We start from the raw sequence: 23,533 nt of genomic DNA on the forward strand, positions 1-23,533 counted from the left end.
CGACCGGCGACCGGCGACCGGCGACCGGCGACCGGCGACCGGCGACCGGCGACCGGCGACGGCATACACATACCGCATACCGCATACCGCACCCCAGCGCCCAGTACCCAGCGCCCGATGCCCCAGGGCGGCTACACCACGCGCCCCACCGCCCCGCCCCCCGACTCCCAAGCCGCCCGCCCCGCCCGGTGTTCCTGCGGGCTGACCCCGTACACCCGCTTGAACGCACTGGAGAGGGCGAAAGCGCTGCCATAACCGACCTGGCGGGCGATCGCGTCGAGAGTGTCGTCGGTATCCCGCAGACGGTCGGCGGCGAGCGCGAGACGCCAGCCGGTGAGGTAGGCCATCGGGGGCTCGCCGACGAGCCCGGTGAAGCGGCGGGCCAGAGCGGCTCGGGAGACACCCGCCTTCGCGGCGAGGGAGGCCACCGTCCAGGGGTGGGCGGGGTCGTCCTGGACGAGCCGCAGCACGCGGCCGACGACCGGGTCGGCGAGCGCCCGGTACCAGGCGGGAGCCGCCGCCTCGGGGCGGGAGAACCAGGCCCGCAGGGCGGCGATGACCAGCAGGTCCAACATCCGGTCCAGGACGACCTCCTGGCCGGGTTCGTCGCGTCCGATCTCCTCCATGAGCAGCGGTGTGAGCGGGCAGGGCCACTCCTCGGAGGTCAGGGAGAGCAGTGGCGGCAGTGCGTCCAGCAGTCGGCCGCTGATCTCGCCCTGCATCAGGTAGGTGCCGATCAGGACGACGGTGGCGCCGTCGAGGCGGTCGCCCCAGGCGCGTACGCCCAGGTCCATGGAACCGTTGAGGAGGCGTCCGTCCGGGTAGGCGCATTCGCCGCCCGGCAGGATCAGGGCCTGCGGGGTCGTGGCGGGGTCGTCGGCGCAGGTGTACGCGCCGGGGCCGCGCGCGACGGCGAGGTCGCCGGCCCGCAGCAGGACCCGCTCCCCGTCGTCCGGTACGACCCACCCCTCGCCGCGCACCATGAGCATCACCGTCAGCGGGGCTCGGTCCTCGACCCGGACACCCCAGGGCGGGTCGAAACACGCGCGGATCATGAGGGCGCCACGCGCGCGTGGGCCCTCCAGGAGGCCTGCGAGTGCGTCCATGACGAAAGCGTAGACGCGCGCTTATGGGAATGAGCCGTTCGGCGATGGGCCCGTGCGGCGGGCGCGAGGTCACTGGTCGGCATGACGGAGAACACGAAAACCACGGCGGACACGCAAACCACGGCAGACACGAAGACCGCGACGAACACGAAGACCGCGACAGACACGGCAGACACGGCAGACACGGCGGACACGGCACAGCCACCAGGTACGACGACGACGGTGGTGGTGACCGGCGCGACCGGTCGTACCGGTAGCCGGGTGGCGCGGGCCGCCGAGGCGGCCGGGCTCACGGTGCGGGCGGTCTCGCGCGCCCGGGGTTTCGACTGGCGGGACCGTTCGACGTGGGCGGACACCCTGCGTGGTGCGGACGCGGCGTACCTGGCGTTTCCGACGGACGTCGGCTCGCCGGAGGCGGCCCGGGCGGTCGGGCTGGTCGCGCGGGAAGCCGTGTCGCTCGGGGTGCGGCGGTTGGTGCTGCTCTCGGCGCGGGGCGAGGAGCGGGCCCTGCCGGCCGAGGAGGCACTGCGCGACTCGGGTGCGGACTGGACAGTCGTACGGGCCGCGTGGTTCGCGCAGAACTTCAGCGAGGGTCCGCTGGTGGAGGAGTTGCGGCAGGCCGGTGAGCTGGTGTTTCCGGGTGGGGAGGTCCGGGAGCCGTTCATCGACCTGCGGGACGTGGCCGAGGTGGTGGTGGCAGCGCTGACCCGGGGCGACCGGTATGTGGGGAGCACGCTGGAGGTGACCGGGCCGCGGCTGCTGACGTTCGGGGAAGCGGTTGCCGAGGTCGGGCGGGCAGCCGGGCGGGAGCTGGTGTACACGCCGGTGCCGGCGCGTGCGTACGGGGAGCGGCTGGCCGGGTTCGGGGTGCCGGCTCAGGAGGTCGAGCTCCTGGTGGCGGTGTTCGAGTCGCTGCTCGACGGCAGGAACGCGTCGGTCACGGCCGGGGTGCGGGAGGTGCTCGGTCGCCCGGCGCGGGACTTCGGGGAGTTCGCGAGGGAGGCGGCGGGGGCGGGCGTCTGGAAGGCGTGACGCCCGCAGCAGCAAGCAAGCAAGCAAGCAAGCAAGCAACAGTAAGCGCTTACCGATCTCATTTCCCGGACGGGGGGCCGTCCTCCCCGCGGTCGTCGTGTGTGCCGTTCTGCAGGCCGTTCGGCTTCGGGGAGGCCTTGGCGTGGGAGCGCAGGCGTCCGGTGACGTCGTCGGGCGGCAGGAAGCGCGACCAGCGCTCGGGGAACTCGGACGGCATGTCCGGGTCGTCGGGGTCGTCGTCCTCGTAGGAGCGGGCCGCGGTCATGCGGGCGACGTACTCGGCGGCCTCCTCCTGGCGCACCCGTTCGTTCGCGGCGCGGGCGGCGGCGGTCGCGGCGGCAGGCCAGACGCGGTCGATGGCCGCGTTGACGGCGGCGCCGACCAGGACGGCGAAGGCGGACACCCCGATCCACAGCATGACGGCGACGGCGGCGGCGAGGGAGCCGTAGATCGAGGCGCCCTCGATGGTGTTGGTGAGGTAGATACGCAGCAGGAAGCTGCCGAGGACCCACATGGCGAGGGCGACGAGGGCGCCGGGGACGTCCTCGATCCACGGGGAGCGCACGGGCACGGACACGTGGTACAGGGTGGTCAGGAACGCGATCGAGAGGACGATCACGACCGGCCAGTACAGGACCTGGACGACCGTTGTCGACCAGGGCAGGATCCCTACGACGGCGTCGGGGCCGGCGACCATCAGGGGCAGCGCGATCGAGCCGATCAGCAGGGCCGCGATGAACAGCAGGAACGCCACCAGCCGGGTCCTGACGATGCCGCGTACGCCGTCGAGGCCGTACATCACCGTGATCGTGTCGATGAAGACGTTCACGGCGCGCGACCCGGACCACAGGGCGAACAGGAACCCTATGGAGATGACGTCGGGACGACCGCCCTTCATCACGTCGTCCAGGATCGGCTGCGCGATCTGTGAGACGCCCTTGTCGGACAGGACGGTACGTGAGGCCTCCAGGATGTTGGCCTCCAGACTGCTGATGGAGTCGGTGCCGGTCCAGTCGTCGACGTAGCCGAGCAGGCCGATGAGGCTGACCAGAAGGGGCGGCACGGACAGCAGCGTGAAGAAGGCGGCTTCCGCGGCGAGGCCGAGGATGCGGTACTCGATGCAGGAGTTGACGGTGTCCTTCAGCAGCAGCCAGGCGGTCCTGCGCTTCGAGACGTTCCGGTAGAGGGCACGCGCCCGGTGGAGACGCCCTGAGGGGCCTCCAGGTTGCTCGGGTGACTGGCTTGCTGGCTGCACGTCCTAAAGGTATCCGCCGTTCGGGTCTGCACTCACCTCCGGCAAGGCGGCGTCACCAGGTCGGGGAGCGGCACGTGGCTCCGAGTGGCCATCGGGGGTGTACCCGGAGGTAGGTTCGCGGTATGGCAGGCAGTACGCACACCGTGACCAACCAGCCCCCTCCTCTGACCGGGTACGACGTCTTCGGTACCGATCAGGCCCTGGCCGACGCCGTGGCACGGCACCTCGATCCGGAGCTGCTCGACGAGGCGCGGGCCGAGTTGTCGGGGCTGGGCCGGGCCGCCGGGTCGGCGCAGGTGCAGGAGTGGGCGGTGCAGGCGGAAGAGAATCCGCCGAGGCTGCACACGCACGACCGGTACGGAAACCGGGTCGACGAGGTCGACTTCCATCCGGCGTGGCACCGGCTGCTCGGCAAGGGCGTCGGGGCCGGTCTGACGGCGGCCTGGACGCGGCCTGGCGGGCATGTGCGGCGGGCCGCGGGGTTCGTGGTGTGGACGCAGGTGGACGCGGGCAACTGCTGCCCGCTGTCGATGACCCACGCGGCGGTGCCCGCGCTGCGCGCCGATCCGGAGCTGGCCGCCGAGTGGGAGCCCCGGCTGACGTCGACGATCTACGACCGCGAGCTGCGGCCCGCCCGGCTGAAGGCGGGGGCGCTGTTCGGGATGGGAATGACGGAGAAGCAGGGCGGCAGCGACGTACGCGCGAACACGACGGTGGCCACCCCGCTGGCCGAGGCCGGCACGTACACGCTGACCGGGCACAAGTGGTTCTGTTCGGCACCGATGTCGGACGGGTTCCTGGTGCTCGCCCAAGCGGCCTCTGCCGAGGGAGAGGGCGGCCTGACGTGTTTCCTCGTGCCGCGTGTGCTGGAGGACGGTTCCCGCAACGTGTTCCGGCTGCAGCGGCTGAAGGAGAAGCTCGGGAACCGGTCCAACGCGTCGGGCGAGGTGGAGTTCGACGGGACCTGGGCGCGCCGGGTGGGTGCGGAGGGGCGCGGGGTGCGCACCATCATCGACATGGTCGCGGCGACCCGGTTGGACTGTGTGCTGGGGTCGGCGGGGCTGATGCGGCAGGCGGTCGCGCAGGCGGTCCACCACTGCACGCACCGTACGGCGTTCGGCGGGGCGCTCGTCGACAAGCCGCTGATGCGCAACGTACTGGCCGATCTGGCGCTGGAGTCGGAGGCGGCGACGACCCTGGCGCTGCGGCTCGCGGCTGCCTGTGACGACGGCGGCGAGCAGGAGCGGGCGCTGTTGCGGATCGCGCTGCCGGCGGCCAAGTACTGGGTGACCAAACGGTGTACGCCGTTGGTGGTGGAGGCCGCCGAGTGCCTGGGCGGAAACGGTTACGTCGAGGAGTCGGGGCTGCCCCGGCTGGTGCGCGAGTCGCCGCTGAACTCGATCTGGGAGGGCGCCGGCAACGTACAGGCGCTGGACGTGCTGCGGGTGTTGCGGCGGGAACCGCAGGCGCTCGACGCGTATCTCCGGGAGGTGGGGAAGGCGCGCGGTGCCGATCACCGGCTGGACGCGGCGATCAAGGGGCTGCTGACGGAACTGGCCGATCTGGACGGGGTCGAGGGGCGGGCGCGGCGGCTCGCGGAGCGGTTCGCACTGGTGCTCCAGGGGGCGCTGCTCGTGCGGTTCGCGCCGCCGGAGGTTGCCGACGCGTTCTGTGCGGCGCGGCTGGGCGGGGACGGGGGCGCGGCCTTCGGGACGCTGCCCCACAGCCTGGACCTGGCGGCGATCGTGGAGCGCGCGGCGCCTCGGGTGTGAACCGCGGGAACCTGGATACACGTGGCCAAAGCCAGCCTGTATGTGATCTACGGAAACCCGGATACACGTGGCGAAAGCCTGTATGCGATCTGCGGAGACCTGGATACCGGCCGCAGTAGCCCGTATGCGGTCTGCGGAATCCCGGATCCGAGCGACGGGAACCCGTATGCGAGTTGTGGATACAGATCGCGGGGGTGGTGCTGCGCCGACACGGCACCACCCCCGCAGCCTTGGCCCTGCGAGGCCAACATCGCCGCTCGGGGCGGCGTGGCTCAAGTTTCGGACACGGTGTGGATGTTCACCAGGGTTGCACAGGGTTGCAACTTGTCGGCGGCTGCGACCGGAGTGGGCCCCTCCGCCCCGTGCGGGCGGCAAGATGGGGGCCTTCCACGCGACCGGAAACAGTCGCTGGGAAAACTTGACATCGCGTCGTTTCGTCCGTGTTCTCCCGGGAGGCTCGTGTGGCCCACTCGCCGATGAACGTGCCGCAGCTGGCGGCGGTCGACGCCGCGCGGGCGGCGCGGGTGCTGAACGAGGTGCGTGACGCACGGCTGGCCGGCCGGCGGACGGCGGTCGCGCCGCGCCCGGTGATCGAGCAGTCCTGGGAACGGATGCTGCGCAGCGGCGTGGACCCCGATCACGGTATCCGGCCGGGGGTGCTCGACGCCGACGAAGTACGGCGCCGCCGCGCGGAGTCACCGCTGCGGGAGGCGCTTCCCGTGCTGCGCGAGGGGCTGTTGTCGGTCGCGGACGTGGCGCACCACATCATGGTCGTCGCCGACGAGGAGGGCCGGGTGCTGTGGCGCGAGGGCTGCTCTCCGGTGCTGCGCAAGGCCGACGGGATCGGTTTCGAGGTGGGCGCGGATCTGGGCGAGACGGTCGTCGGCACCAACGGGGTGGGCACGCCGGCCGTGGTGCGTCGTCCTGTACAGGTGTTCGCCGCCGAGCACTTCGTGCGGTCGCACGCCTCCTGGACCTGCGCGGGCGCTCCGATCACGGATCCGCGTGACGGCCGGCTGCTCGGGGTGGTCGACGTCAGCGGCCCGTTGGAGACGATGCACCCGGCCACGCTGGCCTGGGTCGACTCGGTGGCGAAGCTCGCCGAGGCCAGGCTGCGGGAGTTGCACATGGGTTCGCTGGAGCGCCTGCGTGCGGTGGCGGCGCCGGTGCTGGCCAGGATGGGCGGCCGGGCACTGGTGGTGGACCGGGACGGCTGGACGGCGGCGGTGACCGGGATGCCGTACGTCAGCCGGATCGCGCTGCCCAAGTCGCCCTCGGCGGGCCGCCGGTGGCTTCCTGCGCTGGGGCTGTGCACGGTGGAGCCGCTGTCCGGGGGCTGGCTGTTGCGGGCCGGGGACGAGGCGGCCGCGGGGGTGCCGCGCGACGCGACCCGGATCGTGCTGGACCTGTCCAGGCCGCGGCGCTGGTCGGTGACGGTGGCGGGCGGCGCGGGCACCTGGAGTCACGAACTCAGCCCCCGGCACGCAGAGTTGCTCTGTCTGCTGGCGGTGCACCGGGGTGGGCGCAGCGCGTCGGGGCTGGCCGAGGACATGTTCGGGGACCCGGCCCGCACGGTGACGGTACGCGCCGAGATGTCGAGGGTGCGGCGGTATCTCGGGGCGTTCCTGGAACATCGGCCGTATCGTTTCTGCGAGGAGGCGGACGTCGAGATACTGAGCCCCGCCGACCGCGCCGACCTGCTGCCCCATTCGACGGCTCCCGCTCTCGTACGCTTCCGGACCTCGGCGACCCGGTGAAGCACGGACCACGGCGAACCGGGGCTCCCACCGTGGTGATACCGGTGCGCCGGCGCAGTGACAGTGGTGCGCCGACCTGGTGATACCGGTGCACCTGGTGGCATCTTCCGCATATTTGCGAGGTCTTCGTCCCCAAGGCCGGTCGGCTGCCGTAGCATCCCTCTACGGGTCACCCCACCTGCTCCTCGATCAACGTACGGATCATCAGGCGCAGTTGGCCCGCCTCGGGAGGACGAATGAGACATCGCGGTCGACACCGTCGGCGCAGGCGGGGCAGGGCACTTCGTGCGTTCCTGACCGGAACCGCTCTCGCGCTCACCGCTGCCGCCACCATGATCAGCGCTTCCCAGGCCACGGTCACCGACGAGGGTCCCGGTGCCCTGAAACCGCTCACGGCCTCCGCCGAGAAGGCGAAGCTGGGCCTGACGGAGGAACTGGTCCCACAGGCCGACCTGAACCGGCTCGCCGCCGCGATGGGCAGACCGGTCGGGGTGAGCGCCGTGCTGGCCACCGCCGACCGCACCCTGCGGAACACGACCGGCTGCTCGACCGCCGAGCGCGGTGCCCTGCCCGTCTCCCCCGTCGCCGCCCGCGCGTACTGCTGGGACGCCGACGACACCGAGGGCTGGCAGCCGGGCGCCGTCACCACCTCCGGGGACGCCGACGACGACGGCGTCTGGGGCACCAACCGGGTGATCCTCTCCGGCTGGTCGCGCACCGGCGGAGCGACGGCCGACCGGGGCCTGGCCCGGGTCGCCTTCGTCGACGCCAACGACCTGGGCCACCTGTCGTACACCTGGGTACTGCTGGCCGTCCCCGTGGACGGCGGGCGTGACTACCGGGGACTGGTCTCCCACGTCTCCGGAATGGTCTGGTACCAGGACAAGCTCCTGGTGACGGCCGACGACGGAGACAGCACCGCGCTGTACGTCTACGACATGAACCGCGTCCAGCGCGCCACGGTCACCGACGACGCGGTGGGCCGGGTGGCCGGCGGCTGGTCGGCACACGGCAACCGTTTCGTCCTCCCGGCCGTCGGCTCCTACCGGCTCGACGACGCCCAGGACGCCCCGCATCCCACGACGGTCTCCCTCGACCGCAGTACGGCGCCCGACACCCTGGTCGCCGGCGAGTGGACCCTCGACGGCGCCGACCGGGGCGCCCGGCTGTGGCGGTACCCGTTCAGCAGGGCCCAGGGCCACCAGGGCTTGCTCGCCACGGACACGTACGGACACGCCCGGGCGTCGGAGGCGTACGAGACGAAGGTCACCGACATGCGGGGCGTGCTGGCGTACCAGGACGAGTGGTACGTGAGCCGTGCGGCCGGGGCCCGGGAGCGGCACGGCACGCTGTGGCGGCAGACCACGGACAAGGCGGACGGCTCCGGGGCCGCGGAGTGCGGTAGCTCCGGGTCGCACCTGTGCTGGAGCGGCCGTACCGAGTCCCTCTCCTACTGGGCGGAGAGCGGCGAGGTCTGGACGCAGTCGGGCCGCATGCTGTTCGCGACCGCGCTGGCCTCGCTCGACAAATCCGCCCAGTAAAGGGCATACCACCCCAGTCGGCAGTCGAGTGTATACAGTCGCCCCTCCGGCGAGAACGCCGATCGACAGACCCCCGCCCCCGATGATTCCCTGACCGCATGACCAACATCCCCGTGACCACCTGGTCCCTGGAGCAGACCGCGCCGACCGACCTCCTGCCGGCCGCCGCGCCCGACGGCGACGTCCGGGTCGTCCGCTGCGAGGTGCCCTCGCCCGAGTTCAGCCGGTTCCTGTACGCCTCCGTGGGCGGGGACGTCCGCTGGATCGACCGGCTGGGCTGGCCGTACGCACGGTGGGAGGAGCACCTGGCGCGTCCGGGGGTGGAGACCTGGGTGGCGTACGACCGGGGCACGCCCGCCGGATACGTGGAGCTGGAGCCGCAGGACGACGGGGTCGTCGAAATCGTCTACTTCGGTCTGCTCCCGGCCTTCCGCGGACGGCGGATCGGCGGCCATCTGCTGTCGCATGGGGCCGCCCGCGCCTGGGATCTCGCGGGCCGCTGGCCGGGCCTGCCGGAGACCAAGCGGGTGTGGCTGCACACCTGCAGCCTGGACGGCGAGCACGCGATGGCGAACTATCAGCGACGAGGTTTCAAGCTCTTCGACACGAAGGTCGAGGAGAAGGCCGAGGTGTCCGCGCCAGGCCCCTGGCCAGGTGCGCAGTACCGCTCCACGGCGCCCGCACAGCCGTCCTGACCTGCACGGACAAGGGGTCGCGCGGACCATGTGATCGACGACACGCTTGTCTCACATCTCGGGACAAGGGTGTCCACATAGCGGATAAAGCTGGACTGTGTCCAGATCGCCGTGACACGCTTCCGTCATGTCTGGAACTGGAATTGCCTTGGTGAGTCGGCGGCACGTCGACCTCGGCCGCATGTCCAGCGCCATCTGTCCGGTGAGCTGAGAGCCCCAGCGACACCGACATCCCTCTCGTTTCCCGCGCAACGACGCGCAGCTATGCCCCCGTGCGCCCGTACGCGCAGGTCAGAGCCGATTTCCGCCTGTCCCGAAGGACGTATTCACCATGGCCGCCACCCCGCAGAACCCTGCCGCCTCAGCGCCCCGCCGCAAGGTGAGCCGTCACCGCGGTGAGGGTCAGTGGGCCGTGGGTCACTTCACCCCGCTCAACGGCAACGAACAGTTCAAAAAGGACGACGACGGTCTCAATGTGCGGACACGCATTGAGACGATCTACTCCAAGCGTGGCTTCGACTCGATCGACCCCAACGACCTGCGCGGACGTATGCGCTGGTGGGGCCTGTACACCCAGCGCAAGCCCGGCATCGACGGCGGCAAGACCGCGATCCTGGAGCCGGAGGAGCTGGACGACAAGTACTTCATGCTGCGCGTGCGCATCGACGGCGGCCGGCTCACCACCGAGCAGCTGCGGGTGATCGGCGAGATCTCGCAGGAGTTCGCGCGCGGCACCGCGGACCTCACGGACCGGCAGAACGTGCAGTACCACTGGATCCGCATCGAGGACGTGCCCGAGATCTGGGACCGGCTGGAGGCGGTCGGCCTGTCGACCACCGAGGCCTGCGGCGACACGCCGCGGGTGATCCTCGGCTCGCCGGTGGCCGGTATCGCCGAGGACGAGATCATCGACGGCTCCCCCGCCGTCGAGGAGATCCAGCGGCGGATCATCGGCAACAAGGCGTTCTCGAACCTTCCCCGCAAGTTCAAGTCCGCGATCTCCGGCTCGCCGCTGCTGGACGTGGCGCACGAGATCAACGACATCGCGTTCGTCGGGGTGAACCACCCCGAGCACGGTCCCGGCTTCGACCTCTGGGTCGGCGGCGGTCTGTCCACCAACCCCAAGATCGGCGTCCGGCTCGGCGCCTGGGTCCCGCTGGACGAGGTCGCGGACGTCTACGAGGGCGTCATCTCGATCTTCCGTGACTACGGCTACCGGCGGCTGCGCACGCGTGCCCGCCTGAAGTTCCTCGTCGCCGACTGGGGCCCGGAGAAGTTCCGTCAGGTCCTCGAGGACGAGTACCTCAAGCGCAAGCTGACCGACGGTCCGGCCCCGGCCCAGCCCGTCGAGCGCTGGCGCGACCACGTGGGCGTGCACCGCCAGCAGGACGGCCGGTTCTACGTCGGTTTCGCCCCGCGTGTCGGCCGGGTGGACGGCACCACGCTGTCGAAGATCGCCGACCTCGCCGAGGCGCACGGCTCCGGCCGGGTACGCACCACGGTCGAGCAGAAGATGATCGTCCTGGATGTCGAGGAGGCGCAGGTCGAGTCGCTGGTCGAGGCCCTGGAGGCGCTGGACCTGACCGCGAAGCCGTCGCCGTTCCGGCGCGGCACCATGGCCTGCACCGGTATCGAGTACTGCAAGCTCGCCATCGTCGAGACCAAGGCGCGCGGCGCCTCGCTGATCGACGAACTGGAGCGCCGTATCCCGGAGTTCGACGAGCCGATCACCATCAACATCAACGGCTGCCCCAACGCCTGCGCCAGGATCCAGGTCGCGGACATCGGTCTCAAGGGCCAGCTCGTCCTGAACGACGAGGGTGAGCAGGTCGAGGGCTTCCAGGTGCATCTCGGCGGCGCGCTCGGCCTGGAGGCCGGTTTCGGCCGCAAGGTCCGTGGTCTGAAGGTCACTTCGGACGAGCTGCCGGACTACGTGGAGCGGGTGCTGAAGCGGTTCCAGGACGAGCGCGAGGACGGCGAGCGGTTCGCCGTCTGGGCCTCGCGCGCCAGTGAGGAGGCCCTCTCATGAGCGAGCGGGCCGCCCCCTTCTACTGCCCCTACTGCGGTGACGAGGACCTGCGTCCGAACGAACAGGGTCACGGCGCCTGGGAATGCGCGGCATGCAACCGCGCATTCCAGCTGAAGTTCCTCGGGCTGCTCGCCCGGGGCGTTCAGCACACCGAAACGGGAGGGGACCGGATATGACGACGGTTCGGGAAGACCGTACGACCGACGAACTAAAGGCACTCGCCGAGCAGGCGGGCCGCCACCTGGAGGACGCCTCCGCCCTGGAGATCCTCCAGTGGGCGGTGGACACCTTCGGCAAGGGTTTCTGCGTGACCTCCTCCATGGAGGACGCGGTCGTCGCCCATCTGGCCTCCCGGGTCCTCAAGGGTGTGGACGTGGTGTTCCTCGACACCGGCTACCACTTCCCCGAGACCATCGGCACCCGGGACGCGGTGGAGGCCGTGATGGACGTCAACGTCATCACGCTCACCCCGCGGCAGACGGTCGCCGAGCAGGACGCCGAGTTCGGGCCGAAGTTGCACGACCGCGACCCCGACCTGTGCTGCAAGCTGCGCAAGGTGCAGCCGTTGGAGGAGGGGCTCAAGGGGTACCGGGCCTGGGCCACCGGCCTGCGGCGCGACGAGTCCCCCACCCGGGCCAACACCCCGGTCGTCGGCTGGGACGAGAAGCGGCAGAAGGTCAAGATCTCGCCGATCGCCCGCTGGACGCAGGACGACGTCGACGCGTACATCACCGAGCACGGCGTACTGTCCAACCCCCTGCTGATGGACGGTTACGCGTCCGTCGGCTGCGCTCCCTGCACCCGTCGGGTCCTCGAAGGCGAGGACGCACGCGCCGGCCGCTGGGCCGGGCGGGCCAAGACCGAGTGCGGACTGCACGGCTGAGCCCCATGACCGTGCCCACGACGCCCACCCCGCGCACCACGCCCCCATCGCCCACGACATTGGAGAACCACGTGACCACCGGAGCCACCGTCTGGCTCACGGGTCTGCCGAGTGCCGGCAAGACCACCATCGCGTACGAGCTGGCCGGCCGGCTGCGCGCGGAGGGACACCGCGTCGAGGTGCTCGACGGCGACGAGATCCGCGAGTTCATCTCGGCGGGTCTCGGCTTCAGCCGCGAGGACCGGCACGTCAATGTGCAGCGCGTCGGTTTCCTCGCCGAGCTGCTCGCCCGTAACGGTGTGAAGGCGCTCGTCCCGGTGATCGCGCCGTACGCGGACAGCCGGGAGGCGGTGCGCAAGCGGCACCAGGAGGGTGGTTCGGCGTATCTGGAGGTGCATGTGGCGACCCCGGTCGAGGTGTGCTCGGTCCGGGACGTCAAGGGCCTGTACGCCAAGCAGGCGGCGGGTGAGCTGACCGGGCTGACGGGTGTCGACGACCCGTACGAGGTACCCGAGTCGCCGGATCTGCGGATCGAGTCGCAGAACCAGACCGTGCAGGAGTCCGCGGCGTCCTTGTACGCCCTGCTCAGCGAGAGGGGACTGGTGTGACGACCGTCGCAACGGCGCAGGAGGGCACGGCGAGTCCGTACACCCTCAGCCACCTGGACGCGCTGGAGTCCGAGGGGGTGCACATCTTCCGCGAGGTCGCGGGCGAGTTCGAGAACCCGGTGATCCTGTTCTCCGGCGGCAAGGACTCCATCGTCATGCTGCACCTGGCGCTCAAGGCCTTCGCGCCCGCGTCGGTACCGTTCTCGCTCCTGCACGTCGACACCGGGCACAACTTCCCCGAGGTCATCGACTACCGCGACCGCACGGCCGAACGGCACCAACTGCGCCTGCACGTCGCGTCCGTGCAGGACTACATCGACCGCGGTGTGCTGCGCGAACGCCCCGACGGCACCCGCAACCCCCTCCAGACCCTCCCGCTCACCGAGAAGATCCAGGCCGAGAAGTTCGACGCCGTCTTCGGCGGCGGACGACGCGACGAGGAGAAGGCGCGGGCGAAAGAGCGCGTGTTCTCCCTCCGGGACGAGTTCTCCCAGTGGGACCCGCGCCGCCAGCGGCCCGAACTGTGGAACCTCTACAACGGCCGCCACGCACCCGGCGAACACGTCCGCGTCTTCCCGCTCTCCAACTGGACCGAACTCGACATCTGGCAGTACATCGCCCGTGAGGGAATCGAGCTGCCCGAGATCTACTTCGCCCATGAGCGCGAAGTGTTCAAGCGGGGCGGGATGTGGCTGACGGCCGGCGAGTGGGGCGGGCCGAAGGACGGGGAGACGGTCGAGAAGCGCCAGGTCAGGTATCGGACCGTCGGTGACATGTCCTGCACCGGCGCGGTCGACTCCGACGCGGTGACGCTCGCCGATGTCATCACCGAGATCGCCGCCTCCCGGCTCACCGAGCGGGGCGCCACCCGCGCCGACGACAAGATGTCCGAGGCCGCGATGGAAGACCGCAAGCGCGAGGGGTACTTCTAAGCATGAGCACGATCACCGCCGAGGAGCTCTCGGCCACGACCCTGCTGCGGTTCGCCACCGCCGGTTCCGTCGACGACGGCAAGTCCACCCTGGTCGGGCGGCTGCTGCACGACTCCAAGTCGATCCTCACGGACCAGCTGGAGGCCGTGGAGCGCGTCTCGGCGAGCCGTGGCCAGGAGGCGCCGGACCTCGCGCTCCTCACGGACGGCCTGCGGGCCGAACGCGAGCAGGGCATCACGATCGACGTGGCGTACCGTTACTTCGCCACGTCCCGCCGCCGGTTCATCCTCGCCGACACCCCGGGGCATGTGCAGTACACGCGGAACATGGTCACCGGCGCCTCCACCGCCGAACTGACGGTGATCCTGGTCGACGCGCGCAACGGTGTCGTCGAGCAGACCCGCCGGCACGCGGCCATCGCGGCCCTGCTGCGGGTGCCGCACGTCGTCCTCGCGGTCAACAAGATGGACCTGGTCGAGTACCGGGAGTCGGTGTTCGCCGCGATCGCCGAGGAGTTCACGGCGTACGCGCTCGAGCTGGGCGTCCCGGAGGTCACCGCGATCCCGATCTCGGCGCTCGCCGGTGACAACGTGGTGGAGCCGTCCGCGAACATGGACTGGTACGGCGGCCCGACCGTTCTGGAACACCTGGAAACCGTGCCCGTGAGTCACGACCTGGCGCACTGCCACGCGCGGCTGCCGGTGCAGTACGTGATCCGGCCGCAGACCGCCGAGCACCCGGACTACCGGGGCTACGCGGGCCAGATCGCCGCCGGCACCTTCCGCGTCGGTGAGGCGGTGACCGTCCTGCCGTCCGGGCGTACGTCGACGATCTCCGGGATCGACCTGCTGGGCGAGCCGGTCGAGGCGGCGTGGACGACGCAGTCGGTGACCGTGCTGCTCACGGACGACATCGACGTCTCGCGCGGTGACCTGATCGTGCCGACCAAGGACGCGCCCGCGACCACCCAGGACGTGGAGGCGACCGTCTGCCATGTCGCCGACGCGCCGCTGACGGTCGGGCACCGGGTGCTGATCAAGCACGGGACCCGCACGGTCAAGGCGATCGTCAAGGACATACCGTCCCGTCTCACGCTCGACGACCTGTCCCTGCACCCGCACCCGGGACAGCTCGTCGCCAACGACATCGGCCGGGTGAAGATCCGTACGGCGGAACCGCTTCCGGTGGACTCCTACGCGGACTCGCGCCGCACGGGCTCGTTCATCCTGATCGACCCGGCCGACGGCACCACGCTCACCGCGGGCATGGTCGGCGAGTCGTTCGCCTCCCCGGAGCCGGTCAAGGACGAGTCCGACGACGACAGTTGGGACTTCTGAGCAATGACGCCAACCGATTTCTACTCCACGTTCGCGAAGGAGGGCGGCCGCGTCGGCAGCGGCGCCCTCGGCAGCGGGCAGGGCGGGGTGGCCCGATGTGCGGTGTGACGTACGCGCACCGCCTGCGCGCCCTGTCCCCCCACCCGACGTCCCGGAAGCGACGAAGACCCTTTGCCGATTTCCCGGCCACGACCTGAAAGGCCGTGACCGCCGGGCCAACGAGAGGAACACCTCCCGTGCCTGCCAACCGCTCCACTCTCCTTCGCCGCGGCATAGCCGTCGTCGCTGCTCTTCCCCTGCTCACGCTCGCCGCCTGCGGCTACGGGTCCGACTCCAAGGACGACAACGCCAACGAGAAGGTCGCCGCGGGATCCGAGAAGATCGAGGGTCTCGACACCGTCAAGATCGGCTACTTCGGCAACCTGACCCACGGGACCGCGCTCGTCGGCCGTGAGCAGGGCATCTTCCAGAAGGCACTGGGCGCCACCAAGGCGTCGTACGCGACCTTCAACGCGGGCCCCTCCGAGATCGAGGCGCTCAACGCGGGCTCCATCGACATCGGCTGGATCGGCCCCTCCCCTGCGGTCAACGGCTACACCAAGTCCGACGGCAAGAGCCTGAAGATCATCGGCGGTTCGGCGTCGGGCGGTGTGAAGCTGGTCGTCAACCCGAAGAAGATCAAGTCCCTCGCCGACGTCAAGGGCAAGAAGATCGCCACGCCGCAGCTCGGCAACACGCAGGACGTGGCGTTCCTCAACTGGATCGCGGACCAGGGCTGGAAGGTCGACGCGCAGAGCGGCAAGGGCGATGTCACGGTCGTCCGTACGGACAACAAGATCACCCCGGACGCCTACAAGGCGGGCTCCATCGACGGCGCCTGGGTGCCGGAGCCGACCGCGTCGAAGCTGGTCGCCGAGGGCGGCAAGGTGCTGCTCGACGAGTCGACGCTGTGGCCCGACAAGAAGTTCGTGATCACGAACATCATCGTGTCGCAGAAGTTCCTCAAGGAGCACCCGAAGGTCGTCGAGGCCGTGCTGAAGGGCTCGGTCGAGGCGAACAAGTGGATCAACGCCAACCCTGACGAGGCGAAGGCGGCGGCGAACAAGCAGCTGGAGGCGGACTCCGGCAAGGCGCTGCCGGCGGCCGTCCTGGACCCGGCGTGGAAGTCGATCCAGTTCATCAACGACCCGCTGGCCTCCACCCTCAACACCGAGGCGGAGCACGCGGTCAAGGCCGGCCTGCTGGAGAAGCCCGACCTGAAGGGCATCTACGACCTCACGATCCTCAACAAGGTCCTCAAGGCCGAGGGCGAGAGCACGGTCAGCGACGCCGGTCTCGGCAGCTGACGTAGATCCCGACTAGTTCCCAGGAGGTGACGACCATGGCCACGACTCTCGCCAAGGCCGCCGAGTCGGTCGAGTACGCGGCACGGCTTGAGCACGTCTCGAAGTCCTTCGCGACCCCGGCCGGGCAGCAGCTCGTCCTGGACGACATCAGCATCGATGTCGCGCCGGGCGAGTTCGTCACCCTCCTGGGGGCCTCGGGCTGTGGCAAGTCCACACTGCTGAACCTGGTGGCGGGGCTGGACGAGCCCAGCGCCGGGTCCATCACCACGGAGGGCCGGCCTGCCCTGATGTTCCAGGAGCACGCCCTGTTCCCGTGGCTGACCGCGGGCAAGAACATCGAACTCGCCCTGAAACTCAGGGGGGTTCCCAAGCCCGAGCGGCGCGACAAGGCCGAGGAGCTGCTCGAACTGGTCCGGCTGAAGGGCGCGCACGGCAAGCGCGTGCACGAGCTGTCCGGCGGTATGCGGCAGCGCGCCGCGCTGGCCCGCGCGCTCGCCCAGGAGAGCAACCTGCTGTTGATGGACGAGCCGTTCTCGGCGCTCGACGCCATCACCCGGGACGTGCTGCACGACGAGCTGACCCGCATCTGGGGGGAGACCGGAGTCTCCGTCCTCTTCGTCACGCACAACGTGCGCGAGGCGGTGCGGCTCGCGCAGCGGGTCATCCTGCTCTCGTCCCGGCCGGGACGGATCGCCCAGGAGTGGACGGTCGGCATTCCGCAGCCGCGCCGGATCGAGGACGCGCCCGTGGCCGAACTGTCCCTTGAGATCACCGATGTACTGCGTGGGGAGATCCGCCGTCATGGCCAGCACTGAGACGACGACACCGGCTCAGGACTCCGGGAGCGTCGAGGCGGGCCTCGACGCGCTGGAGACGACCGCCACCGGCCGTCCGCCGTTCCGCCACACCTTCGTCAACAAGATCCTGCCGCCGATCATCGCGCTCGCGGTGGTCCTCGTGGTGTGGTTCATCCTCTACCCGATCGTCGACGACCCGACGAAGCTGCCCTCGCCGGGCGCCGTGGGGAGCGCTTTCCAGGACGCCTGGCTGAAGGGCGATCTGCTCGGCTACATCTGGACCAGTGTCTCGCGCGGTCTGCTGGGCTTCTTCTTCGCCCTGCTCATCGGCACCCCGCTGGGTCTGCTGGTGGCGCGGGTGAAGTTCGTGCGCGCGGCCATCGGCCCGATCCTGTCCGGTCTGCAGTCGCTGCCGTCGGTGGCGTGGGTGCCGCCGGCCGTGATCTGGCTGGGCCTGAACAACTCCATGATGTACGCGGTGATCCTGCTCGGCGCGGTTCCCTCCATCGCCAACGGACTGGTGTCCGGCGTGGACCAGGTGCCGCCGCTGTTTCTGCGCGCGGGCCGCACGATGGGCGCGACGGGCCTCAAGGGCATCTGGCACGTCACGCTGCCGGCGGCCATGCCCGGTTATGTGGCGGGTCTGAAGCAGGGCTGGGCCTTCTCGTGGCGCTCGCTGATGGCCGCGGAGATCATCGCCCAGTTCCCCGACCTCGGCGTCGGCCTCGGCCAGCTGCTGGAGAACGGCCGCACCGCCAGCGACATGGCCATGGTGTTCGAGGCGATCCTGCTCATCCTGTTCGTCGGCATCGCGATCGACCTGCTGATCTTCAGTCCGCTGGAGCGGTGGGTGCTGCGCAGCCGCGGCCTGCTGGTGAAGAGCTGACGCCCATGCGCAACCGGCCGGTCCTTCTCGTCATCGCCCACGGCAGCCGCGATCCGCGGCACGCCGCGACCGTGCGCGCGCTGGTGCGCCGGGTACGGTCGCTGCGGCCGGAGGTGCGGGTGGAGACCGGCTTCCTGGACTTCAACGTCCCCTCCGTGCACGGGGTGTTGGAGTCACTGGCGGCCCAGGGTGTGCGGGACGTCGTGGCGCTGCCGCTGCTGCTGACCCGGGCGTTCCACGCGAAGGCGGACATCCCCGCGGTTCTCGCGGACGCGCCGCCGCGGCTGCGGATCCGGCAGGCGGAGGTGCTGGGCCCGTCGCCGCTGCTGGTGTCGGCGCTCGAACGGCGTTTGTACGAGGCGGGGTTGACGTTCGGCGACAGGTCCTCGACCGGGGTCGTGCTGGCCTCGGCGGGGTCCACGGACCCGGAGGCGACCGCGGTGATCGCGGGCATCGCGCGGGAGTGGCGGCGCACCGGCTGGTTGGCCGTGCGGCCCGCGTTCGCCTCGGCGGCCCTGCCGCGCACCGAGGACGCGGTGCGGGAACTGCGGGCTCTCGGCTGTGCGCGGGTCGCGGTGGCGCCGTACGTCCTGGCCCCGGGCTTCCTGCCGGACCGCATCGCGCGGGGCGCGGCCGAGGCGGATGTGCTGGCCGGTGTGCTGGGTCCGGCGCCGGAGGTGGCCCGGGTGCTGCTGGAGCGGTACGACGCGGCGCGTATGCCGGTGCTCGCGGCCGTGTGAAACCCCCGTATGCGCTACTGACGTACCGTCAGTCCTGCTTCCCGAGCTTCGGGTTGCGTCCGCTGGCCGCCAACGCCCGCTCGAACACGGTGGCGTTCTCCCCCACCGGTACGGGCGCGGCGAAACCGTCGTACTGCCGGTAGAGGTCGCCGTGGCGTTCGACGACGTCGAGGACGAGTCGGGCCGCGCCCTCGGAGACGTGGTACTCCTGGCCCGTGGAGACGGCCACGTCCCAGCCGTGCACCGCCATCTCCTTGACGATCATCGAGGCGAGTTCGGCGGCCGGCATCGCGGCCCCGCCGAGGTCGACCTCGCCCTCCCACACCGCGGGGTCCGCCCAGGCGGCGACCGCACGGTCCAGCTGATCGGCGTACGCCTGGGCCCAGTCGGGGTCGGCGGTGAAGTCGCGGGCGGTCAGTTCGTCCGGGAGCGGCTTGCGCAGGGCGCGGTGCTCCAGGCCGTGGGAGGTGTACAGGACCCAGTGGTTGACCAGGGCGCGGACGTCCCAGTCGGGGCAGTGCGTCGGGTCGCCCAGCCGGGCCGCCGGTACACCGCGCCCGACGCGTGACGCCTCGGCGGCGCATTCGGTCATGTGGCGGTGTGTCTCGGTCGTTTCGAACGTTTCCTGGCTCATGCCCCTCACGCTAGGGAGCGGCCCCTCAGGTCTCTTGAACAAACGCGACAGCCGCGTCGGCGAGCCGCTCCAACTCGGCCACCGGCAGGGATCCGGGCGCCCGCCCTTCTCGCGCGAACTCGTTGGCGAGCCGTTGCAGCAGCTCGTTCAGCGGGGTCGGTACGCCGTGCAGCCGGCCGAGGAGGGCGATCTCGCCGTTGAGGTAGTCGGCCTCGATGGTGCCGGCGCCCCGGCTCAGCGACTGCCAGGAGGAGCCGCCGCCGTGCGTGACACCGTCCAGGGGGACGAGGGTGACCTTGTCGCCGCGTACGGCCCGCTGTTCCTCGGCGCCTGTATACGGTATCCCGGCCGCGTCGAGCACGGCTTCGCCCTCCGCCCGGACCCGCCGGAAGAGCGCCTCGGCCTGCGGATCGCCACCCAGTCCGCTCACCGCTTCCAGCGCGTTGCCCAGGTTGGACAGCAGCTTTGCGTACTGCCAGCGCGCCACGTCGGGTACGACCGGTGCCTCGAAGTGCGCCTTCTCCAGGTCGGCGGCGATCCGGCGGGCGGTGTCGTCGGTGCCGTGGGGGTAGCGGCCGAGGTGGAGGATGCCGGTGAGCGGGGCGCCGGCGGCGGAGACGACGCCGGGTTCGACATGGGTGGAGGGCAGCCAGACACAGACGGCGTACACGTGCCGGAAGCGGCGCAGCGCCAGGCGCGGGCCTTCCACGCCGTTCTGCGCGCAGACCAGCGGCAGCCGCTCGGCGGCGGTGCCGCCGCCCTCGACCGGGGCCGGGCCCCAGATGTCGAGGGCCGCCTCGCTGTCCTGTGTCTTCACGGCGAGCACGAGGACGTCGTCGGCGCGCAGCGCGCCCAGCTCGTCCGGTCCGGCCACCACGGGCAGGCGGTAGGACAGCTCGCCCTGCGGCACCCGCAGCCGCAGCCCGCGCGCCCTGAGCGCCGCCCCGTGCGCGCCGCGCGCGACGAGGACGACCTCCTGTCCGGACTCGGCCAGCCGCCCTCCGACGGTGCCGCCGACCGCCCCTGCCCCGATGATGACGTAGCGCATCCCCCGAGCCTCGCACACGCGTGTGGCGCCCCCGCTCAGGGCCCGGTCAACTCGACCAGCTTGGCCACGGTGTTCCAGTTCCGCGTGGTGGCGACTAGCCCCCGGTTCAGCCGGGGCCGGGACAGCAGTTCGGCGAGCTTGGAGCGGCCGAGGCCGTCCGGGGCGTACAGGTACAGCGCGCGGTCGCCGAGCCGGAACTCCTCCGGCAGGAAGGCGGCCCGGTCGATCTCCGCGTAGCGCCCGGCCTCGACGGGCACGGAGAAGTAGGTGACGTGGAGCTGCTTGGCCTCCAGGTCGGCGGCCGGGAACGGACAGTCCTCGGCGACGGCTTTCAGGTAGGCGTGGTCGCGCACGATCACATCGACCGCGAAGCCGAACTGCTTCTCGATCGCCGCGGTGAGCTCGGCGCCGAGGCTCTCCTCGTCGCCGTGGTCGCAGGAGAAGACGGCCTGCCCGCTCTGCAGGTAGCTGCGCACGTCGCCGTGTCCGAGCCCCTCGAGCAGGGTGCGGAGCTCGGCCATCGGGAGCTTCCGGCTGCCGCCCACGTTGATGCCGCGCAGCAGGGCCGCGTACTTCGTCGTCATCCGATCACCATAGGCGGCCGTCGTGCCCCGTGGGGGTGGGCACGACGGCCGTGCGTGGAGGGGCACCACCCCGAGAGGGCGCCCCTAGATCACAGAATAGATGTAAGGGGCCACGTCCTCCCCAGCGGTGAGGCGGGACCGCTCCGAGGGGAGGAGTCGGGCCGCCCGGACCTCACCGGGGAGCAGGACGAGACCGGCTTACGCCGCCCATACCTTCGAAGAGGAAGGTGGCGGCAGGGGGCTGTCACCGCGGTACGTAGGGGGCAAGCCCGTCATGGGGAACCAAGACACGCGGGTACGGGGCCTGGCGGCCCGGGCCGGCGGCTGGAGCGCACGCCATCGATGGGCCGCCGTCGGCATCTGGGTGCTGTTCGTCGTCCTGGCCATGGGGATCGGCTCGGCGGTGGGCACGGTCGAGGTCAAGGAGAGCGACCAGCTCGGGGGCGAGACCCACACCGCCGCGAGGATCATCGAGGACGCCGGGATCGAGGAGCCGGCCGGGGAGACCGTGCTCGTCCAGGCGAAGGACGGCTCGGTCAAGGCCACCGACGCCGAGTTCCGGGCCGCCGTCGGCGCGGTCGTGAAGGCCGTCGAGGGGACCGGCAAGGTCACCGACGTGACCTCGCCGTACGACACGAAGACGATTTCCAGGGACGGCCGCAGCGCGCTCGTGCAGTTCGACATGCGCGGCGACTCCGACACCGCCGGCGAGCGGGTCGAACCGGTCCTGAAGGCCGTCGAGGGGGTGCAGAAGGAGCACTCGTCGCTGCGGATCGAGGAGATCGGCGGCGCCAGCATGATGAAGCAGTACGACGACGCGTTCGGCGACGACTTCCAGCAGGCCGAGCTCTCCGCGGTGCCGGTGGCGCTGGGCATCCTGCTGATCGCCTTCGGCGCGCTGGTGGCGGCGCTGCTGCCGGTGGCGCTCGCGCTCACCGCGATCATCGCGACCACGGGTCTGATGGCGATCGTCAGCCACTTCCAGCCGATGGACGACACCGCCAGCTCCGTGATGCTGCTGGTCGGACTGGCCGTGGGCGTCGACTACTGCCTGTTCTACCTGCGCCGTGAGCGCGAGGAGCGGGAGGCGGGCCGGGACCCGGAGACCGCTCTGCGGATCGCCGCCGCGACCAGCGGCCGGGCCGTGATCGTCTCCGGTGTCACCGTGTGCGTGGCGATGGCGGGCATGCTGTTCACCGGGCTCGCCACCTTCGAGGCGATGGGCCTGGCCTCCCTGATGGTGGTCGCGGTCGCCATGGTCGGTTCGGTGACCGTGCTCCCCGCGCTGCTGTCGCTGCTCGGCCACCGGGTGGAGAAGGGCCGTATCCCGTTCCTGAACAGGCGGCGGAAGAGCGGCGACAACGGCAGCCGGTTCTGGTCGGCGGTCCTGAAGGGCGTGCTCGCCAAGCCGTGGGTCTCCGTGCTGGTCGCGGCCGGCGCGCTGCTCGCCGTCGCCGCGCCCGCGGTCGGCATGAAGACCCAGAACCTCACCCTGGACCAGGAGTTCGGCGACTCGCTGCCCATCGTGCAGACGTACGACCGGGTCAACGAGGCCTTCCCGGGCGGTACCGGGCCGGCCACGGTCGTCGTCAAGGCCGACGACATCAACGCCTCCGACGTGCGCGACGCGTTGCAGCGGTTCAAGGAGGAGGCCGTCAGCTCGGGCGCCTCGCGCGGCCCGGTCGAGATCAAGCTGCACGACGCGCAGAACGTCGCCTTCGTCTACGTCCCGCTGGTCGGCGGCTCCGACCAGGACAAGGCGGGCGCGAGCCTGGAGAAGCTGCGCGACGAGGTGCGGCCGGCGACACTCGGCAAGGTCGACGGGGTCCAGGCGCCCATCACCGGTGAGGTCGCGGGCAACAAGGACTTCAACGACCAGTTGCTCGGCTCGGTCGCCCCGGTCTTCGCCTTCGTGGTGGTGTTCGCCTTCCTGCTGATGCTGCTGTCGTTCCGCTCGCTGACGATCGCGATCACCTCGATCGTGCTCAACCTGCTGTCGGTGGGCGCGGCCTACGGCATCCTGGTCGCCGTCTTCCAGCACGGCTGGGGCGCCTCACTGGTGGGCGCGGAGGGCGTCGGCGCGATCGTCACCTGGCTGCCGCTGTTCCTCTTCGTGATCCTGTTCGGCCTGTCGATGGACTACCACGTGTTCGTGGTCTCTCGGATCCGCGAGGCGCACGTGCGGGGCCTGTCGACGAACGAGGCCGTCAAGCACGGTGTGGTCACCACGGCCGGTGTCGTGACCAGTGCCGCCGTCATCATGGTCGCCGTCTTCGCGATCTTCGGGACGCTGTCCATGCAGTCCATGAAGCAGATGGGCGTGGGCCTGGCAGCCGCGGTGCTGATCGACGCGACGATCATCCGGGGCGTGCTGCTCCCGGCGGTGATGGCGCTGCTCGGTGAGCGCAACTGGTACCTGCCGAAGTGGCTCGGCTGGCTCCCGGACATGACGCACGACGAGTCGCCGGAGGCGATCGCGCCGGCGAAGGCCGCGACCGCACAGAACGACGAGGGCGCGCCGCTGCGGGTCTGACCCGCCTTGTACCGAGGG

Annotated in this window: 22 protein-coding genes; 17 read left to right on the forward strand and 5 right to left on the reverse strand. The window is 70.7% G+C overall.

All coding sequences use genetic code 11. The features are described from left to right. Positions 1–131: 131 nt before the first annotated feature. On the reverse strand, positions 132–1,106 hold the full coding sequence (locus ACFPIH_RS01435) for an AraC family transcriptional regulator (RefSeq protein WP_381166366.1): 975 nt from the start codon (positions 1,104–1,106) through the stop codon (positions 132–134). 81 nt (positions 1,107–1,187) lie between these two features. On the opposite strand from ACFPIH_RS01435, the gene ACFPIH_RS01440 reads away from it, so the two are divergent. After that, positions 1,188–2,138, forward strand: a complete 951-nt coding sequence (locus tag ACFPIH_RS01440) for an NmrA family NAD(P)-binding protein (protein ID WP_381166368.1) — start codon at positions 1,188–1,190, stop codon at positions 2,136–2,138. A 58-nt stretch (positions 2,139–2,196) separates the two neighbouring features. Here ACFPIH_RS01440 and ACFPIH_RS01445 read toward each other — a convergent pair whose 3' ends face one another. Further along, positions 2,197–3,393 carry a YihY/virulence factor BrkB family protein gene (locus ACFPIH_RS01445; RefSeq protein WP_381166370.1) on the reverse strand — a complete coding sequence of 399 codons (1,197 nt, stop codon included), beginning with the start codon at positions 3,391–3,393 and terminating at the stop codon, positions 2,197–2,199. Positions 3,394–3,515: 122 nt separating this feature from the next. Here ACFPIH_RS01445 and ACFPIH_RS01450 point away from each other — a divergent pair, with 122 nt between their 5' ends. From ACFPIH_RS01450 to ACFPIH_RS01520, 15 genes are all read left to right on the forward strand, one after another. Then, positions 3,516–5,165: an acyl-CoA dehydrogenase family protein gene (locus ACFPIH_RS01450; protein ID WP_381166372.1), complete on the forward strand. Its 1,650-nt coding sequence runs from the start codon at positions 3,516–3,518 to the stop codon at positions 5,163–5,165. Positions 5,166–5,626: 461 nt separating this feature from the next. Further along, entirely contained in the window at positions 5,627–6,922 is a 1,296-nt protein-coding gene (locus tag ACFPIH_RS01455; protein WP_381166374.1) for a GAF domain-containing protein, read from the forward strand. Between the two features lie 236 nt (positions 6,923–7,158). Further along, positions 7,159–8,463: a hypothetical protein gene (locus ACFPIH_RS01460; protein ID WP_381166376.1), complete on the forward strand. Its 1,305-nt coding sequence runs from the start codon at positions 7,159–7,161 to the stop codon at positions 8,461–8,463. Positions 8,464–8,561: 98 nt separating this feature from the next. Continuing rightward, entirely contained in the window at positions 8,562–9,158 is a 597-nt protein-coding gene (locus tag ACFPIH_RS01465; protein WP_381166378.1) for a GNAT family N-acetyltransferase, read from the forward strand. A gap of 127 nt (positions 9,159–9,285) precedes the next feature. Next, the gene (locus ACFPIH_RS01470; protein WP_309474722.1) at positions 9,286–9,369 is read left to right on the forward strand and encodes a putative leader peptide; all 84 of its coding nucleotides are present in this window, start codon (positions 9,286–9,288) and stop codon (positions 9,367–9,369) included. 120 nt (positions 9,370–9,489) lie between these two features. Continuing rightward, positions 9,490–11,187 (forward strand): nitrite/sulfite reductase, encoded by a 1,698-nt coding sequence (locus tag ACFPIH_RS01475; protein WP_381166380.1) that lies wholly within the window; start codon positions 9,490–9,492, stop codon positions 11,185–11,187. Next, positions 11,184–11,363, forward strand: coding sequence for a hypothetical protein (locus ACFPIH_RS01480; protein ID WP_381166382.1), 180 nt, complete (start codon positions 11,184–11,186; stop codon positions 11,361–11,363). The genes ACFPIH_RS01475 and ACFPIH_RS01480 overlap by 4 nt, the downstream gene beginning before the upstream one ends. Beyond that, positions 11,360–12,070 carry a phosphoadenylyl-sulfate reductase gene (locus ACFPIH_RS01485; protein ID WP_381166384.1) on the forward strand — a complete coding sequence of 237 codons (711 nt, stop codon included), beginning with the start codon at positions 11,360–11,362 and terminating at the stop codon, positions 12,068–12,070. The genes ACFPIH_RS01480 and ACFPIH_RS01485 overlap by 4 nt, the downstream gene beginning before the upstream one ends. A gap of 71 nt (positions 12,071–12,141) precedes the next feature. Continuing rightward, entirely contained in the window at positions 12,142–12,678 is a 537-nt protein-coding gene (cysC, locus tag ACFPIH_RS01490) for an adenylyl-sulfate kinase (RefSeq protein ID WP_381166386.1), read from the forward strand. After that, positions 12,675–13,610, forward strand: coding sequence for a sulfate adenylyltransferase subunit CysD (cysD, locus tag ACFPIH_RS01495; protein WP_381166388.1), 936 nt, complete (start codon positions 12,675–12,677; stop codon positions 13,608–13,610). The genes cysC and cysD overlap by 4 nt, the downstream gene beginning before the upstream one ends. 2 nt (positions 13,611–13,612) lie before the next feature. Continuing rightward, positions 13,613–14,947 (forward strand): sulfate adenylyltransferase subunit 1, encoded by a 1,335-nt coding sequence (locus ACFPIH_RS01500; RefSeq protein WP_381166390.1) that lies wholly within the window; start codon positions 13,613–13,615, stop codon positions 14,945–14,947. A gap of 236 nt (positions 14,948–15,183) precedes the next feature. Continuing rightward, positions 15,184–16,293, forward strand: a complete 1,110-nt coding sequence (locus tag ACFPIH_RS01505) for an aliphatic sulfonate ABC transporter substrate-binding protein (RefSeq protein ID WP_381166392.1) — start codon at positions 15,184–15,186, stop codon at positions 16,291–16,293. Between the two features lie 35 nt (positions 16,294–16,328). Further along, the gene (locus ACFPIH_RS01510; RefSeq protein ID WP_381166394.1) at positions 16,329–17,108 is read left to right on the forward strand and encodes an ABC transporter ATP-binding protein; all 780 of its coding nucleotides are present in this window, start codon (positions 16,329–16,331) and stop codon (positions 17,106–17,108) included. Then, complete coding sequence (locus tag ACFPIH_RS01515; RefSeq protein ID WP_381166396.1) at positions 17,095–17,976, forward strand: ABC transporter permease; 882 nt, start codon at positions 17,095–17,097, stop codon at positions 17,974–17,976. Before ACFPIH_RS01510 ends, ACFPIH_RS01515 begins: the two co-directional genes overlap by 14 nt. A 5-nt stretch (positions 17,977–17,981) precedes the next feature. Then, complete coding sequence (locus ACFPIH_RS01520) at positions 17,982–18,716, forward strand: sirohydrochlorin chelatase (RefSeq protein ID WP_381166398.1); 735 nt, start codon at positions 17,982–17,984, stop codon at positions 18,714–18,716. 28 nt (positions 18,717–18,744) lie between these two features. Here the strand turns inward: ACFPIH_RS01520 and ACFPIH_RS01525 are convergent, their stop codons facing one another. From ACFPIH_RS01525 to ACFPIH_RS01535, 3 genes are read right to left on the reverse strand one after another with little or no spacing between them, the layout of a single operon-like run. Then, positions 18,745–19,350, reverse strand: a complete 606-nt coding sequence (locus ACFPIH_RS01525; protein WP_381166400.1) for a TIGR03086 family metal-binding protein — start codon at positions 19,348–19,350, stop codon at positions 18,745–18,747. 25 nt (positions 19,351–19,375) lie between these two features. After that, positions 19,376–20,398 carry a ketopantoate reductase family protein gene (locus ACFPIH_RS01530; protein ID WP_381166402.1) on the reverse strand — a complete coding sequence of 341 codons (1,023 nt, stop codon included), beginning with the start codon at positions 20,396–20,398 and terminating at the stop codon, positions 19,376–19,378. Between the two features lie 35 nt (positions 20,399–20,433). Further along, positions 20,434–20,982 (reverse strand): DUF1697 domain-containing protein, encoded by a 549-nt coding sequence (locus ACFPIH_RS01535; protein WP_381166404.1) that lies wholly within the window; start codon positions 20,980–20,982, stop codon positions 20,434–20,436. A gap of 274 nt (positions 20,983–21,256) precedes the next feature. On the opposite strand from ACFPIH_RS01535, the gene ACFPIH_RS01540 reads away from it, so the two are divergent. After that, positions 21,257–23,515 (forward strand): MMPL family transporter, encoded by a 2,259-nt coding sequence (locus tag ACFPIH_RS01540; RefSeq protein ID WP_381166406.1) that lies wholly within the window; start codon positions 21,257–21,259, stop codon positions 23,513–23,515. Positions 23,516–23,533: the final 18 nt, after the last annotated feature.

The organism is Streptomyces vulcanius (assembly GCF_042653945.1).
Lineage (GTDB): Bacteria > Actinomycetota > Actinomycetes > Streptomycetales > Streptomycetaceae > Streptomyces > Streptomyces mangrovi.